This window comes from Streptomyces sp. BK239, assembly GCF_004217285.1.
GTDB lineage: Bacteria > Actinomycetota > Actinomycetes > Streptomycetales > Streptomycetaceae > Streptomyces.
Genome location: NZ_SHKS01000007.1, coordinates 107,081 through 124,142, shown reverse-complemented (window position 1 = coordinate 124,142; position 17,062 = coordinate 107,081). Strand labels below are relative to the sequence as shown.

The 17,062-nt window shown below is 70.9% G+C and carries 8 protein-coding genes and 1 pseudogene; 6 read left to right on the top strand and 3 right to left on the bottom strand.

Annotated elements, in window-relative coordinates; genetic code table 11:
* Positions 1–227: 227 nt before the first annotated feature.
* The 3 genes and pseudogenes from EV567_RS22295 to EV567_RS22285 form a co-directional block, all read left to right on the top strand.
* A pseudogene (locus tag EV567_RS22295) lies at positions 228–1,136 on the top strand (non-reducing end alpha-L-arabinofuranosidase family hydrolase); the annotation flags it as partial.
* Between the two features lie 185 nt (positions 1,137–1,321).
* Positions 1,322–2,692, top strand: coding sequence for a DEAD/DEAH box helicase (locus tag EV567_RS22290; RefSeq protein ID WP_130442866.1), 1,371 nt, complete (start codon positions 1,322–1,324; stop codon positions 2,690–2,692).
* Between the two features lie 145 nt (positions 2,693–2,837).
* The gene (locus tag EV567_RS22285) at positions 2,838–3,080 is read left to right on the top strand and encodes a DUF5302 domain-containing protein (protein WP_130442864.1); all 243 of its coding nucleotides are present in this window, start codon (positions 2,838–2,840) and stop codon (positions 3,078–3,080) included.
* 205 nt (positions 3,081–3,285) lie between these two features.
* On the opposite strand, the gene EV567_RS22280 is transcribed toward EV567_RS22285, so the two are convergent.
* Positions 3,286–4,932 (bottom strand): hypothetical protein, encoded by a 1,647-nt coding sequence (locus tag EV567_RS22280; protein ID WP_130442862.1) that lies wholly within the window; start codon positions 4,930–4,932, stop codon positions 3,286–3,288.
* A gap of 453 nt (positions 4,933–5,385) precedes the next feature.
* On the opposite strand from EV567_RS22280, the gene rph reads away from it, so the two are divergent.
* Positions 5,386–8,001, top strand: a complete 2,616-nt coding sequence (gene rph, locus EV567_RS22275) for a rifamycin-inactivating phosphotransferase (protein WP_130442860.1) — start codon at positions 5,386–5,388, stop codon at positions 7,999–8,001.
* Between the two features lie 227 nt (positions 8,002–8,228).
* Here rph and EV567_RS22265 read toward each other — a convergent pair whose 3' ends face one another.
* Complete coding sequence (locus tag EV567_RS22265; RefSeq protein ID WP_130442858.1) at positions 8,229–10,430, bottom strand: trypsin-like serine protease; 2,202 nt, start codon at positions 10,428–10,430, stop codon at positions 8,229–8,231.
* Between the two features lie 172 nt (positions 10,431–10,602).
* Positions 10,603–11,058: a hypothetical protein gene (locus EV567_RS22260; protein ID WP_242620959.1), complete on the bottom strand. Its 456-nt coding sequence runs from the start codon at positions 11,056–11,058 to the stop codon at positions 10,603–10,605.
* Positions 11,059–11,642: 584 nt separating this feature from the next.
* Between EV567_RS22260 and EV567_RS28415 the strand changes: the two genes are divergently transcribed.
* Complete coding sequence (locus tag EV567_RS28415; RefSeq protein WP_207228831.1) at positions 11,643–15,023, top strand: ALF repeat-containing protein; 3,381 nt, start codon at positions 11,643–11,645, stop codon at positions 15,021–15,023.
* Between the two features lie 83 nt (positions 15,024–15,106).
* Positions 15,107–17,032, top strand: a complete 1,926-nt coding sequence (locus tag EV567_RS22250) for a DNA/RNA non-specific endonuclease (RefSeq protein ID WP_130442856.1) — start codon at positions 15,107–15,109, stop codon at positions 17,030–17,032.
* Positions 17,033–17,062: the final 30 nt, after the last annotated feature.

Below are 17,062 nucleotides of genomic sequence, written 5' to 3'. Positions count from 1 at the left end.
CGGCCGCCACCTGCCGCATCCAGAGCCCCACCTCGACAGTCCGGTCAGCCCGGTCGTGCCCGTGACAGGGCCGGCCGGGACCGCTCACTCAAGAATCAGAGGTCCTCATGCGCAGAGGAAGCTTCAGCCGCAAGCGTCTGTCCCTGGCGCTCTCCGCCGCGACCGCGGCCATGGTCTCGGTGGCGGCGACGCTCGTCGCGGGCCCGGCCCAGGCGGCCGCTCAAGCGTGTTCCCTTCCGTCGACCTACCGGTGGACGTCGACGGGCGCGCTGGCCCAGCCGGCGAACGGCTGGGTGGCACTGAAGGACTTCACCCACGTCCTTTACCAGGGCAAGCACCTCGTCTACGGGTCGCACGTGACGGGCGGTGCGTCCTACGGCTCGATGAGGTTCGCCCCCTTCACCAACTGGTCGAACATGGCGTCGACCGGCCAGAGCGCGATGAACCAGTCCGCGGTGGCGCCCACGCTGTTCTACTTCGCGCCCAAGAACATCTGGGTGCTGGCGTACCAGTGGGGCGCGTGGCCCTTCATCTACCGCACCTCCAGCGACCCCACCAACCCCAACGGCTGGTCGGCCCCGCAGCCGCTGTTCACCGGCAGCATCCCCGGCTCCGGCACCGGCCCGATCGACCAGACGCTGATCGCCGACGGCCAGAACATGTACCTGTTCTTCGCCGGCGACAACGGCAAGATCTACCGGGCGAGCATGCCGATCGGGAACTTCCCGGGCAACTTCGGCTCGTCCTACACGACGATCATGAGCGACACGACGAAGAACCTGTTCGAGGCGCCGCAGGTCTACAAGGTCCAGGGTCAGAACCAGTACCTCATGATCGTCGAGGCCCGGGGTGCGACGGAGCAGCGCTACTTCCGCTCCTTCACGGCCTCCAGCCTGAACGGTTCGTGGACCCCGCAGGCCGCCAGTGAGAACAACCCCTTCGCGGGCAAGGCCAACAGCGGCGCCGGCTGGACCAACGACATCAGCCACGGCGACCTGGTCCGCAACAACCCCGACCAGACCATGACCATCGACCCCTGCAACCTGCAGTTGCTCTACCAGGGCAAGAACCCCTCCGCGAGCGGCCCCTACAACCTGCTGCCCTGGCGGCCGGGCGTCCTCACCCTGCGACGCTGACAGGTCCGCTCCACGGTGACCGCGAGAACCCCGGCCGTGCTCCGCGGCCGGGGTTCCCGGCACGGAGCCATGGCGTGTGCTCCCCGTGTTAGGGTCACGCGTTCGCGTGGTCGTCGCGGTGGGCGCCGCCGTGCGTAAGATCCCGCCGGGCCTTCCTCGACACGTTCCTCTGCGGAAGGCAGTACATGAAGCACCCCGACGGCACGGCCGACGCCGCCACCGCCCCGACGGCCGTCTCCTTCGCCGACCTGGACCTGCCCGCCGAGGTGCTGCGGACTTTGAACGGACAAGGAGTGCGCGACCCCTTCCCGATCCAGGCCGCCACCCTGCCCGACGCCCTGCGAGGACGCGACGTCCTCGGACGCGGGCGCACCGGATCGGGCAAGACGCTCGCCTTCGGGCTGCCGCTGCTGACGCGTACGGCCGGGCGGCGCGCCGAACCGAAGCAGCCCCTCGCCCTGATCCTCGTGCCCACCCGGGAGCTGGCCCAGCAGGTCACCGAGGCGCTCACGCCGTACGCCGAGGCGCTGCGGCTGCGGATGGCCACGGTCGTCGGCGGCCTGTCGATCAGCCGGCAGATCGCCGCGCTGCGCCAGGGAGCCGAGGTCGTCGTCGCCACCCCCGGACGCCTGCACGACCTGATCGAGCGCAACGCCTGCCGCCTGGGCCGGGTGCGGATCACCGTCCTGGACGAGGCGGACCAGATGTGCGACCTGGGCTTCCTGCCGCAGGTCGTCGACCTCCTCGGCCAGGTGCGCCCCGACGGTCAGCGGATGCTGTTCTCGGCCACGCTGGACCGCGACGTCGATCAGCTGGTCCAGCGCTTCCTGCACGACCCCGTCGTCCATTCGGTCGACCCGTCCGCGAGCACGGTCACGACGATGGAGCACCACGTGCTGGTCGTCCACGGCCCCGACCGCTACGCGGTCATCACGGAGATCGCCGCCCGCGACGGCCGCGTCCTGCTGTTCCTCGACACCAAGCACGCCGTCGACCAGCTCACCCGGCATCTGCGGGCGAGCGGGGTGCACGCGGGCGCCCTGCACAGCGGCAAGTCGCAGCCGCAGCGCACCCGCACCCTGGCGCAGTTCAAGGACGGCCGGGTCACCGTACTGGTGGCGACCGACGTCGCGGCCCGCGGCCTGCACGTCGACGACCTGGACCTCGTGGTCAACGTCGACCCGCCCACCGACCCCAAGGACTACGTCCACCGGGCGGGCCGCACCGCCCGCGCCGGTGAGTCGGGCGCGGTGGTCACGCTCGTGACGGCGGGCGCACGCCGCGAGGTGAGCCGCATGACGGCCGAGGCCGGCGTCGAGGCGACCGTCACCAAGGTGCGCTCGGGCGAGGCGGAACTGACCCGGATCACCGGCGCCAGGCGCCCCTCGGGAACCCCGCTCGACGGCGGCCCCGCGGCGCCCCGCCCCAAGAACACCAACGCCCCCTTCCGAGGGCTCGGCACGCCCCGCGGCACCGGCGGCAAGTCCCGCAAGGCCGGCGAGGCCCGCAAACTGGCCGAGGCCCGCAAGGCCGCCCACGCACGCCGCAACGGCTGAAAGCCGCCGGCGACTGCCGGGGCAAGCACCCGCGCGGGGAACGGCCTCGGCCATGACAGGGCATCGGCCGAAACGAAAAGGACGACGTCACCAGCGTCCGGCATGACAAGCTGTGGTCGCCCCACCCCGAACCCAGGAGGCCACCATGACCGCAGAGCCCGCATCCACGGAAGGTTCGGAGCCGGCCACCCCGGAGACGTCCCCTGTGACGCCGGACAGCGACGGCAACTACGACCTCAAGCGCAAGTTCCGCGAAGCCCTGGCCCGCAAACGCGGCGCCCAGGCCGACGCAGCCGAGGCCGCCGCCAACCCCGACGCGTCGAAAGTCCGCGCGGCCCACGGCCCTGCGGCGAGCCAGCGATCGTTCAGGCGCAAGAGCGGCGGCTGAGGCGGCGGGCCTCTCGATCTGACTCGTTCTTCGGCGAGCGGATCGAGGCGCGGACCGCCGGGCCGAATCCGGCAGTCCGCGCAGGGGCGGGTCCGGGAGGAGGCGCCCGTCCCGTCCGTCGCGTCGACGGCCCATCGCGAGGTGTGCCGTCCGCCGCGGCCGAGGGCACGGCGGCGGACAGCACGTTCTCGTGAGCGCCGGGGCGTCAGGTGAGGGTGTTGCGCAGGTGCGGGCCGAGGTAGCCGACGTAGACCTTGCCCGAGCGCGGGCAGTCGTCGTAGAAGTGCAGGCGCGGGGCGACCGTGTTGCCCCCGCCGATCTTCAGGTGCGCCTGCATGAAGACCCGGCCCTCGGGGTCGACCGCCTTCGGAACCGGGAGCATGCGCTCAGCGCGCAGTCTCGGTTTGCGGGCGACGGTGTCCGACTCCCGCATGGCCACTTTGGCCGTCGGGAAGGGGAAGGCGCTGGAGGCGTCGGACTTGCACCAACTGAGGAAGTCGCCGCACTTCTTGTCGCCGGCGGAGGCGGCGGCGAAGTGGTCCAGGGCCAGCAGCCCGTCCCATGCGACACGCAGCCAGTTGTCCACGGACTGGCTGTCGAGCCCCCTGGTGATCTTGCGCTGCCCGGTGAACGAGATGCCGGGCAGTTCCTTGAGCCGGTCCAGCAACTCGGAGAAGGTCTTGGGGTAGGTGATGTCCGCGGCGACGGCGCCGGTGTGGGCCACCGCGAACCGCCCTGCCTCCCGCAGCTGTTCACGCAGGTGGAGTATGAGCCGCTGGGACTCCTGGACTTTGTCGTACAGTTCCTCGTTCTCGCCGCGCAGTTCGCTCTCGGCCTCGTCCGCCTTCGCGAGCTCCGCGTACAGGTCGTTGATCTCGCTGACCCGGATGCCTTCCGCACGCTCCGCCTCGTCCAGCAAGGCCGTCAGCGCCGTGTTGTCCGAACGGAGTTGAGCGATGTCCGTGCCGTCCGCGGTCGACCTGGGGCGGGTCCGCTGGCGCGGGATGCCGAGCAGCGCGGGGGGTAACGGCTGCCGGGAGGACAGCCGTTGGGGAAGCGCGGCGAGGATGGACGCGGCGCGGCGGAGGTCTGCCTCTATGGTCCGGCGCGACATCACGGGGTGCCGTTGCGCGTCGGGTTTCCACGCCGGGTCGAGCCCCGGCAGGTAGGTGCGGACGCCACCGCCGAACACGGGGTGGTACTCCAACGCGGCGTTGAACTTGGCCTGCGCTTCCGGCGTGAGCACGTACAGCACGGCCAGTCCGTGCAGGCAGCGGAAGAGCGGCTCGACGACCGACCGCGACCAGTCGTCGGGATCCTTCCCGTACGGCACCGTGGCGATGACGACGGGCAGACGACGGTTGCTGTCGCACAACTCCTCGATGGAGTCGTCGACGTCCTCGGCCTCGATGAAGACGGGCGAGGCGGCGACGTCGGCCTGCGCGTCTCGTGCCTCCAGCGAGTCGAGGAGCGAACGCACGATGTTCGGGGTGTTGGCGCGGGTGGGGACCTCTCCGGCGAGGGCCGGCTGGTGCTCTATGTCGACCTGGACCCACGTACGGCCCTCGTCCTCCTGGAGCCCCGAACGCACGATGAGCGTCGACTGCCAGGTACCCGAGGCCGGCGAGTGCGTTTCGCGCATACGCCACCTGCTGTAGGCGCCCTTGAGGCCTGACTCGAAGTCACGGTCCAGGGTGGCGTGAGGGGCGATCTCGGTGCGCCCCTCGTCCAGCCCGGACGGGTCGTAGCCCTTGTCCCGGATCCATTCGATCAGCCGTCGCTCCGCCGTACCGCAGGCGGTCACGTAGTTGAGTTCGGTCGAGACCACCATGCGGTAGCCGCGTGGTTCCATGGGCGCTCCTCGCCGGAGAGTGGGCGGGGCGCTTCCGGCGGCGCCCCGGCCCTACGAGTCTGGCGCACGGCGCCGATTTCGGCGGAAATTCGGGAAACTGCCTCACATGTGCTGTCTCGTGCTTTGTCGGTCGACGACTTCCGCGGACCGCACGGTCGTTCAGGCGACCGACACCGGCCGCCTCAGCACCGGTGCGGCGCGGCAAAGGCGAAGGCGGAAGGGGCGGCGGAAGGGGAGGCGGAAGGGGCGGAAAAACAAAAAAGGCAAGGAGTCCTCTCCTCGCCTCTCCTAACTTATAGCGCACCCGGGGGCTTGCGGCAAGGCCCCCGTGGTGGCGCAGAATTCCCGGCCGAAGCCACAACCAGCGGAAACGGGGCACGACGTGCGTGAGGTGTCGGCGATTCAAGCAGTCAGCGCAGGACGACGGAGCACGGCAACCTCGGAGGTGTCGCGGTGAACGAGCAGTACGTGTCGGATCTCCGGGAGGTCGACGCATCCCAGGTCGCCGTCGTCGGAGGCAAGGGCGCGCACCTGGGCGAGCTGTCGCGGATCGAGGGCATCTCCGTACCGGCCGGCTTCTGCGTGACGACGGACGCCTTCCGGCGGATCATCGCGCAAGCACCGTCGATCGACGCTCTGCTCGACCGGTTGTCGGGCCTGGGCCCGGACGACGGCGAGGCGATCCGCACGCTCAGCGGGCGGATCCGCCGGGCCGTCGAAGAGGTCGCCATCCCCGCCGACCTCGCGGCGGCGATCACCCGGGCGTACGACCGGCTCGGCGAACAGACCGCCTGCGCCGTCCGGTCCAGCGCGACGGCGGAGGACCTGCCGACGGCCTCCTTCGCCGGCCAGCAGGACACGTACCTGAACGTCGTGGGGCCGGCGGCCATCCTGCGGAGCGTCAGCCGGTGCTGGGCCTCGCTGTTCACCGAGCGGGCCGTGACCTACCGCGAGCGGCACGGGATCGACCACCGCACGGTCCACATGGCCGTGGTCGTGCAGCGGATGGTCTTCCCGCGAGCGGCCGGCGTCCTGTTCACCGCCGACCCCGTCACGGGCAACCGGAAGGTCGCCACCGTCGACGCCGGCTTCGGCCTCGGCGAGGCTCTGGTCTCCGGCCTGGTGAACCCCGACGTCTTCAAGGTGCGGCAAGGCGAGATCGTCGCCAGGACGATCGCCGCCAAACAGCGCGCCGTACTCGCCCTGCCCGGCGGCGGCACGCGGGAAGTGGAGATCGACTCCGGACGCCGGGAGCAGCCGGCGCTGACGGACGAGCAGGTCGTGCGGCTCGTGCGCCTCGGGCGGCGGATCGAAGCGCACTTCGGCCGCCCGCAGGACATCGAATGGTGCCTGGCCGACGACGGCTTCCACATCGTCCAGAGCCGTCCCGTCACGACGTTGTTCCCCGTCCCCGAGACCGACGACCAGGACAACCACGTCTACGTCTCCGTCGGACACGGGCAGATGATGACCGACCCCATGAAGCCCCTGGGGCTGTCCGTGTGGCAGCTGACGGCCATGGCGCCGATGCACGTGGCCGGCGGGAGGCTGTTCGTCGACGTCACCCCGCGTCTCGCCTCGCCCGCGAGCCGCGCCGGCCTCCTCGACGTCATCGGGCGAGGCGACCCGCTGACCAGGGACGCCCTGGAGACCGTCCTCGACAACGGCGACTTCGTCCCCTCGCTCCCGGACGAGGCCCCCGCCGAGCCGCCGGCCGGCCCCGCGCCCGCCCCGATCGAGACCGATCCGGCCATCGTCACCGAACTGGTCGAGCGCAGCGAGGAGTTCCTCGTCGCCCTCGAACGCGACATCCGGACGAAGACCGGACCCGCGCTGTTCGACTTCCTGCTGGACGCCTTCGAGGAGCACAAACGAGTCCTCAGCGATCCACTGAGCATCCAGGCGATCATGGCGGGGATGGAAGCCACCTGGTGGCTCAACGACAAGCTGCGGGAATGGCTGGGGGAGAAGAACGCGGCCGACACGCTCACGTTGTCCGCCCCCGGCAACATCACGTCCGAGATGGGTCTGGCGCTGCTCGACGTCGCGGACGTGATCCGCCCGCATCCGGAGGTGGTGGCGTTCCTGCACGACGTCGAGGAACTCGAGGACGACGCCTTCCTGGACGAACTGGCGAAGGTCGCGGGCGGCGCCGAGGCGCGCCGAGCCGTCGAGTCCTACCTCGACCGGTACGGCATGCGCTGCGTGGGCGAGATCGACATCACGAGGCCGCGCTGGCGCGAGCGCCCCACCACGCTCGTGCCCGTGCTCCTCGACAATGTGCGGAACTTCGAGCCTGGAGCGGCCGAACGGCGCTTCGAGCAAGGGCGGTTGCAGGCGCTGCGCAAGGAACAGGACGTGCTGGCCCGCCTGCGGGCCCTCCCGGACGGGGACCGCAAAGCCGACGAGACCAAGCGGATGATCGACCGGGTCCGGACCTTCATCGGGTACCGGGAGTACCCGAAGTACGGCGTCATCAGCCGCTACTTCGTCTACAAGCAGGCCCTTATGGCGGAGGCCGAGCGCCTCGTGCGGGCGGGAGCGCTGCCCGAGAAGGAGGACGTCTTCTACCTGACGTTCCAGGAACTCCACGACGTCGTGCGCACGCACGAGGTGGACGGCCGGCTCATCCGGCAGCGCAAGGACGCGTTCCGTTCGTACCACGCGCTCACTCCGCCCCGGGTCCTCACCTCGGACGGCGAGGCCGTCACCGGGTCGTACCGGCGCGACGACGTCCCGGCGGGCGCCCTGACCGGCGTCGCGGTCTCCGCCGGGACCGTCGAGGGAAGGGCCCGCGTCGTCCTCGACATGGCGGACGCCTACCTGGAAGCGGGCGACATCCTGGTCACGCCTTTCACGGACCCCAGCTGGTCGCCGCTGTTCGTCGGCATCGCGGGGCTGGTGACAGAGGTGGGCGGCCTGATGACCCACGGCGCGGTGATCGCCCGCGAGTACGGCCTGCCGGCCGTCGTCGGCGTGGACCGGGCCACCCGGCGCATCAGGGACGGCCAGCGCATCCGCGTCCACGGAACCGACGGATACGTCGAGATCCTTTCCGGGACTCCGTGAGGTACGGGGCCGTGTCGGCACACCGCGGGAGTGCAGATCGGCCGGCATGTCGGGCCGTACCAGGGCGATGAAGTGGCCCGCCTTCAGGACCTGCGTGAAGGCGGCGGCCGGCAGAAGCCAGGGCGTGCGCTGATGCGTCACAGCCGGAGAGCCCCCGAAGGCCGTGAGGCTTTCGGGGGCTCTCCGGCATCAACCAATGTGAGTTCGCTGCCGGTTGCCGGACCGGCTCAGCGGGCTTGGGCGCCGAACCGGGTGCCCACGGCGGGGAAGCCGCCGGTGCCGGGCTTGTAGGTGGTCACCGCGGCGACGGTGCCGCCGTTGACGGTGTTGGACATCGGCAGGGCGAGCAGAGCGCCGAGTCCGGGACCGTAGGGCATGCCGACGTAGAGCTTGGTGCCCGTGTAGTGAATCGCGCGGCCCACGTACTGGTTGGCGCCCGGCGGGCCGGGGATGCCGTCACCGTCGCCGGCCTCGAGCCAGCGGTCGTTGGCGCCGGCCGCCGCGACGAGCGAGAACGTGTGGATGGCGCCGGCGTTGGCGGTGGTGCCGAGGGCCTCGCCAGGGGTGCCGACGGCGAGACGCATGGTCGCGGTGGTGCCGACCGCGCGCGGCGCGGTGTTGACGGCGGTCAGGGCCTCGCCCATCCGGTCGCCGGCCTCGGAGGTGCCGGAGACGTCGTCGTCTGCGGTGCCCTGCTTCAGCTCCCGCAACTCGGCCCAGGTGCCCGCGGCGGTGACCCGGCCGACGACGACCCGGCCGGCGTCGGCCTTCTTGTCGGTGCCCACGACCACTGTCTCGCCGGGCGAACCGATCGCCAGGATCGAGTCGGTGGCTGCGGCGGCCCCCGAGGGCCGGTACTCGGTCAGGCTGAGCGACCAGCCGAAGTCGTCGTTCGCTTCGGCGTCGCCGGAGACGCTCGCGAGGTCCTGGTCCAGGCCGAACAGCGGCTTGGGGTACCCCTCGGCGTGCAGCGCGTGGCTGAAGACGGCCAGGTTGCCGGCGGAGTTGTCGCCCCCGATGTTCTCGTTGGGCGCGCCGATGGCGATGTGGTTGGCGTCGGCCGCGACCGAGGTGCCGAAGCCGTCGTTGGCCTCGGCGCCACCCGGCACGTCGGTCCTGTCCTGGTGGATCAGGGCGTTGGTGGCGCCGCGCAGGTAGAAGGCCGACCCGGCCTTCGCCACCGTGCCGACCGTCTCGCCGGGCACTCCGATCACGATGTACGGCTCGCCGGCGGCGGTGGTGCCGGCGGCGAGGGCGTCGCCCATCCGGTCGCCCGCCCCGTTCACCGAGGCCTTGATCGCGCCGGTGCCCGCGCCCTGCTCGAAGTGGGTGTCCTTCACCGCGCCGGTGCCCAGGCCGCCGGGAGCGCCGTACAGCACATCGACGAAGCCCGCGTCCGCGACGGAGCCGACGTCCTCCAGGGTGGTGCTGACGACGAGGTCGGTGTAGCCGTCCTCGTTGTAGTCGACGGTGTCCATCGCGTCGCCGAACGAGTCGCCCTGCTCGGGGTCGCCGACGACCCAGGCGAGCTCCTGGCTGATCTCCGCGGTGCCCTTGCCTCCGCCGTAGGAGACGCGCACCAGACCGGCGTTGGTCTTGCCCGCGACGGTGCCTGCCGGGTCGGCGATCGCGATGTCCTCGACGCCGTCGCCGTTGAAGTCGGTGACGCGGGTGGCGCCGACCTTGGAGTTCACCCAGGAGGTGAGGTCGTCGACGCGTGCGATGACGCCCGCGGTACTGGTCTGCGTGGCGTCGATGCCGTGGCAACCGCCCTGGGCGGACTGGGAGCTGAGGCCCACGAGCTTGCCGTCGCCGATCACCGGGCCGCCCGAGTCGCCCATGCACGCGGCGGCGCCGTCCTTGCCGGTCACCTGAGCCGAGGTGGCGGCGGCGGAGTCGAGCGTGTAGGTGCCGGTATGCAGCTTCAGCGGCGCCCACTCGGTCTTCGTACGGCCGTATCCGGCGAACCGCAGTTCCTGGCCGGCCGTCGGCGCGGCGGTCGCGAGGGCGATGGGCGCGACATTGGTGACCGGCCTGTTCAGCCGGGCCAGGACCACATCGCGGTCCGCGCGCGGTACGAGTTCGACGATACGGCGCTGGGCGCCCTGGGTGCCGGAGAGGTCGGCGCGTCCGATGACGGCGGTGGTCGCCTTCGCCGGGGCGCCGGCAGCGACCGCGAGCGAGGCGGCCGGGTCGGCTGCGAAGCAACTGGCCGCTGTGAGGAGCCATTCCATGTCCACGAGGGCCGCGGAACAGCCGCGGTCGTGGTCGCCGACGATGATCTGTGCGGTGTAGGCGAAGGTGGTGTCCGCGTCGGCGACCGGGGTTCCCCCGGTGACGGCGGCTGCGGGAACCGCGGATAACGCGAGCGACGCGGTGGCCAGGACGGCGCCGAGCGCGGCCGTGCGAGGGCGTCTGGTGGGGTGCATAGAAGTGGTGACCTCAATCACAAGGCTGAGCAGGCTGATTGACGGGGAGGAACCGTGACCGGGAGGCGTGTGCCGGCTGCCGAGGGCCCCGTCGACTGCCTGATGTCTGAACTGCTCACCGATCAGGAACGATGTGCGGTGCTGAGCAGGTCGGTGGCGGGACGGAAGGCGGCTACTTGGCCGTCCGGATCTCGACCAGCGTGTGCGCGCGGGACTCCGGGTCCGTGCTCTCGCCGACCGGCGTGAACGTGTTCTTGGTGATCTCGTAGGACTTCTCCTCGGTGCCGACGGTCATGTCGACGGTGGTGGAGTAGTCGTTGCCCCTGATCGAGTAGACGCCGGGGAGGTCCAGGGTCAGCCAGCCCTCGTTGCCGGTGGTGTTGAAGCAGACCTCTTCTGCCCTGTTGCGCACCAGGAGCCGCAACTGCCCCGTGTTGGGAACGCAGTTGGCGAGGGTGATGTGGCCGTCGCCTCGCTTCAGGGTGATCTTCTGCTCCGCCAGGATCTTGTCGGCCTGGGGATAGTTGAAGTCTTCCACGGCATAGCCGGGGGTGGCCCCTGCCACCAGCACGGCGGCGTCGGCGGCCTGTGCGGTGCCTGCGTCCGGGCCGTGTCCACCGTTGGTCACTGCGATCCAGGCTAACGCACCGCCGACTGCTACGCCGAGTGTCTGCATCGCGAGCCGCATTCTTCGCGGCTTTCCGACATTGGCGTTGTTTTCCTTCATCGTATCCCTAATTTCCTGTCCACCGGCCGGAGTTGATGACCTCCGGCAGTAGAAGAGCCGGTCGCGAACAGGGGAAGCCGTACATGCGGCATGTGAAGTCCCCCGTGCACCAAGTGCGCCGCGTCCGTGACGCACTGTGAACCCGGTGATCGTCATCGACCCTGGCATCTGAACACGGCGACGCACCCACGTCCAGCTCCCTGAACTGCCCATATCTGGATATAGAAAGCAATTTCTCCGTGACCTGCGTCACTCTTCCCGGTGCTTCCCGGGCCTGTGTCACGACTTCGCGAGGTATGTGCTGGTTCGTCGAATTCCCGTGCTCATATGGGCTGTTCGAGCTTCGACTGACCCAACTCCCGCAAAAGGCCCACGGAGTTGATACTGTCCACAACTTGTGGCGGCCATCGATCCATGGATCCGTCGTCCGTCACGACGCGAAATCCGACAGCTCGCCGCGTTACTCAGAGAAGGGCAAGTCCCGAATGCAGACAGCTTTATGGAGCAGACGCCGCGTTCTCGGCGCGATCGCGGCCGCGACCGCCGTCGCCTCCACTCCCGCGGTTCTGCGACCGGCCACCGCCGCGGCCGCCGAGACGGCGGGAACCGGCCCGGTGCCGCTGCCGGACACCGACCGCGCCAAGGCGGTCCGCGCCTGGCTGACCGGCGGCACGGGCGTCAAGGCCGCCGCCGCCACGGCCCTCTACGGGACCGACGCAGAGATACAGAACTTCCTCGCCGTGACGCTGCCCCAGCAGACCGTTCAGGACAACCGGGTCGCGATCGTCCGCAGCCTGGACCGCGCGGGCAAGGGCCTGCGCCGCGAGGCCGTCGCCGCCCTGGACAACGGCGACGCGGCGATAGCCGCCTTCCTCGCGGGAGGCTTCGCCCCCGCCGTTCGGGAGGACCTCAAGGTCGCCACCAGCATCGTCTCGTCCACCGGCGGCAAGGCCGTGGCGCGCGAGGCCAGCGCCGCCCTCGACGCCGGCACCGAGCAGGCCCTCGTCGGCTTCCTCACCGACAAGCAGTACGACGCGCGGCTGGAGGACACCCGGGTCCAGATCAGCGCCATGATGGTGACCGGCGGCCCGGAGGTGCGCAAGTACGCGGACCGTGCGCTCGGCGGCACCGCGAAGGACGCCGAATGGTTCATGGAGACCGGCCAGCACATCGCGCGCGCCCGCGACCAGGAGTCGGCGACCATCGAGGAGCTGGTGGCCGTCGTCGAGCGTGAGGGCAAGCGCGCCGAACGCGAGACCAATCTGGCCGTCGAGGCCGGGGCCCGCGCCGAGACCGCCGCATCCAAGGCCAAGGATGCCGCCGAGAAGGCCGCCGCGGAAGCCGCCGCGGCCCAGAGCGACGTGCGCAAGTCGGGGGCCGCGGCCCGCAAGGCGGCGAGCGCGGCGAAGGGCGCGGCCGACGCCGCCCGCAACGCCGTCAACGCCTCCAACGCCGCCGTGAACGCCTCCCGCCGTGCCTCCTGGGCCGCCGCGGGCGCCGCCCAGGCCGCCGCGAAGGCCGGCAACGCCGCCGCCCGCGCCTTCAACGCCGCGATCGCCGCGTCCAAGGACGCGGGCAAGGCGAAGGAGGCCAAGAACGCCGCGGTGGCCGCCCGCAACGCCGCCGCCAAGGCCCGCAGCGCCGCCGCGGCCGCCGCCAAGGCGGCCCTCGCCGGCGACGCGTCCGCGTCCGCCGGTCTGGCCGCCGCCTCCGCCGCCCGCAACTCGGCCGCCGCCGCGGCCGCCGCCGCCCAGGCCGCCGTGTCGGCCGGCGCCGCCCAGGCGGAAGCCAACGAGGCCAAGCGCCAGGCAGCCATCGCCAGCAGCGCCGCCAACCGCGCCACCAACGCCGCCTCGGCCGCCCAGGCGCTGGCGAGCGCCTCCGCCAAGGCGGCCCGCACCGCCCGCGACGCCGCCAACTCCGCCGCCGACCACGCCGACAAGGCCGCGGACGCCGCCGAGGAGGCCGTGAAGTACGCCGGCCAGGCCATCGACTACGCCAACAAGTCGACCGCCCACGCCAACGCTGCCGTGAAGGCCGCCAACGTCGCCACCCAGGCCGTCACCGACGCCATCGAGGTGGAGAAGAACGCCCGCGCCGCCGAGGCGCAGACCCTGGCGCAGGACAAGCAGCAGGCCATCGAGGAGGCCCAGCAGCTCGCCGCCATAGAGAAGGCCGAACTCGCCGACGTCCGCGAGAAGCGGCAGATGCAGGAGCGCATGACGCAAGCGACCAAGGACCTCCTGTCCAAGGCGGAGACGGCGCTCTACTCCGGCGACATGTCGGTCGCCGCGACCTTGGGCAGGCAGGCCGCGGTCGCGCTGATCGACGCCCGCGGCGCTCACACCCGCCAGGCCGCCCAGCACGCCCTCGCCGGCTCCGACTACGACGTCTACTCCTGGATCGACCTCGACCGGGTCCTCGCTCAGGAGCAGGACGACCGGGAGACCACCCTGCACGTGGCGGCGGTCGGCAGTCCGAAGGTCGCGGCGGCGGCCGCCGCCGCGCTGGCGAGCAACGACTCCAAGGCTGTCGGCGACTTCCTCACCGGCGGCATGAAGCGCGCCTCGGACGAGGACCTGCGCGTCGCCATCAACAAGATCATGGCCGACGCCCCGGGCAAGGCCGTCATCGAGGCCGGCGACAAGGCGCTGGACAAGAACACCACCGAATCCCTCAACTACTTCTTCGACCATGACTACCCGCTGGCCATCCAGGAGGACGACCGGGTCCGAGCCGTCCAGCTGATCAGCACCGCCGGCGCCTTCACCAAGGCCTACGCGGAGGTCGCACTCGAAGGACCGGCGTGGATGCTGCGCAACTTCATCAGCGTGATCCAGTTCCGCACGGCCCAGCTCGACTTCGACACGGCCACCCACGTCGCCGCCGTCCGCGGGGCCATCGCCGCTGCCGCCAAGATCGCGGAGAAGGCGCAGGAGGACGCCGCCCTGGCCTCGAAGGCCGCCGCCGACGCCCGCAAGGCCGCCGACGAGGCCAAGAAGTGGCAGCAGAAGGCGCTCGACTCCGCTGCAAAGGCCGACAACTACGCCAAGCAGGCACGGGACAACGCCGACGCCGCCGACAAGTCCGCAGCGGACGCGCAGGCCTCCGCCGCCAAGGCGCAGAAGGCCGCCGCCACCGCCCGCGGCGCCGCCCGCTCCGCCAACTACTCGGCGAACAAGGCCGTTGACTCGGCCCGCGCGGCCCTCGCCTCCTCCGCCCAGGCCCAGCGCTCCGCCGCCGCCGCCAGAGCCGCCGAGCTCGCCGCCTCAGCCGATGCGAGGGCCGCCGCCGCGGCGTACGCCCAGGCCAAGAAGATCGCCGCCGACAAGAAGCGGGCCGAGGACATCGCGAAGGCCAAGGCGCTCGCCCTCGAGGCGGCGCGGGCCCGCGACAACGGGCAGGACCCGGCCAACAACGACAAGAACAACCAGGTCAACCCGAACGGCACCGCGGCCGGTGACCCCGACGAGTGGTGGAACGACGCCCAGTTCTACGCGGACGCCGCCAACGTGGTCAGCGTCGGCGCCGGGTTCCTGGCGGCCGGCTGCGCCCTCGCCGCCACCGTCTTCCCGCCGGCCCTCGCCGCCGCCGGCTTCTTCGCCGGCGTCTCGGCGGGCGCGGGAGCCCTCGGCAGCCTCTTCACGGGCATCGAGCACGGCTTCACCAGCGGCGCCTTCTGGGAGTCCGCCGCCGGCACCGGCCTGAGCCTGGTCTCCTTCGGCGCCTACAAGTGGGTCGGCGCCGCGGACAAGGCGCTCGGCGGCAGCGTCGTCAAGCCGGTCGTCAGCAAGATCACAGACGTCGGCGAGGACCTGGTCTCCGGCATCACGAAGGGCCTCAGCGACTTCGGCCTGGCGGCCTGACCCCGCCCGTTCTCCCTCCCCGGGGGCGCCGCGACCAGGCGGCGCCCCCTCCTCCCCGTCACTCACGGAAAGTTCCTGCCTCCATGCACGGAATACCCGGCGGGCGCGCCACGAGAAGACGCGCCCGCTCCACGGTCCTGACCGTCCTCACCGCCCTGACCCTCGTCGTCACGACAGCCGCGACGAGCCAGGCGGCCGAGCCGCCCGCGGCGAAGAGGGCCTCGTCCGCCACCAAGTCCGCGGCGCCCAGAACGGGTTCGACCGAGACCAGCAGGTTCGTGGCCGGCTCCGGTGAAGACTGCACCGCCACCGCCCCGGGCTCCAAGGAGCGCCGCGCGGGCGCCGTCGAGTCCTGTGTGACGGTCACCCCCGCACCGGTGACGGCGAAGACCCGCACCGCCGCCGCCGCGGCCGCGGCCAGCTGCAGCATCACCAACCCCGGCAACTACAGCTACGAGCGCTTCTCGTACTGCGTGACCGGCATCAACGTCACCTACGTTCTCCGCGACAGCAGAGGTCTGGAGATCGGACGCGGCACCCTGGCGGTCTCCACCAGCGCCGACCTCTCCCCGACCGCCACGACCTGGAACGAGCATGTCACCGTCGCGATGACCAGCGCCTCCGGTGATGTCACCGCCCTGAGCGCCAAGTTCCGTGCCTCCTGCGACGCCGGCTGCACCGCGACCAAGGACGCGCCGTGGTGGGCGAGCACTGTCACCCCCGCCAAACCCCTGACCGGGGACGTCACCTTCTCGTCGCCCCAGAGCACCGGCTCCTCCGCCTCCTTCTTCACGTCCTACAAGATGTACGTGACGGCCCCGGGAGCCACGCCGACCGACCCGAACGCGTCGTGGAAGAACGCGCGTGAGATCAGGTGCGACGACGCGGTGGGCGGCACTTCGGGGGCGGGCTGCGCGGTTCCCTCCGTCATGGCCGTCGTGCCGATGAAGGCGACGAGCGCGGACGCGGGCGGCGTCGTGGCCGCTTACGCCTGGGCCCAGAAGAACCTCAACGGCGCGTGGGGCAAGAAGAGCACGCCGCTGACCCGGTCGACGAGCGGCGTGGCCAACCGCACCGCCGCCACCTGCGGGGGCTTCACGCCCCAGACGGAGCTCGTCGACGCCGACACCTGCGCGGACTTCCCGTTCGGGGAGGCGAAGGAGGGCGGCGCCGCCGGCGACCGGTGCGTGGAGGTGATCCCCAACCTCGGCAACGGGGAATGGGACACGTACATCTTCAACGACAGCCGTGACATGGACCCCGCCTCACCTTGTGTGCAGGCCCATGTGACGCCCGCCGAGAAGCAGTTCGCCGAGGCGCAGCTCGCCGACGGCTTCAAGGACCAGCGGGTGCTCGACGCCGACAAGTTCGAGCTGACGATCTCGACTCCGGACGCCGGCCCGCAGGCCAGCTGCCTGAACGACCCCCTACCGCAGGGCGCGCTTCCCAACGGCAACGGCTGGTTCAAGAACACCACCGAGCCGGTTCCCCTCATCAACCAGACCGTCCCGTCGGACGGGCCCGGGCAACGGCCTACCCAGGCGCAGGCCTGCCTTGGGAAGAAGACCAAAGAGGGGACCGGAACCAGGAAGGACATCACAGGCCTCAAGGACGCGGAGGCGTTCCAGGCGGCGAACGGGTTCGCTGACTCGCCGGTTCGGTGTCATCTGATCGCGAAGGTCCTGGGAGGAAAGGGGACCTCGCGCCGCACCAAGTTCAACCTCGTCCCGTGCTGGCAGGTGGGCATGAACACGGGCACACCCAGCATGCGGACGTACGAGACCATGGCGGAGGATCTGATCAAGGGCAACAAGCCCGGTCTCGGAACGAACGACGCGATCTTCTACCAGGTGACACCCGCTTACAAGAACGCGAACAGCACCATTCCGGTGGGGGTCACGATGAACGCTCACATCGAGCGGGCGAACGGGACGACCGAGGAACTCTTCCCCAACGTCTACATCCCGAACACCAGGCAGAACACGCTGCAGTACAACCTCGGCAACTGATCGACCGTTCTCCACCGATGCGCGCCAACG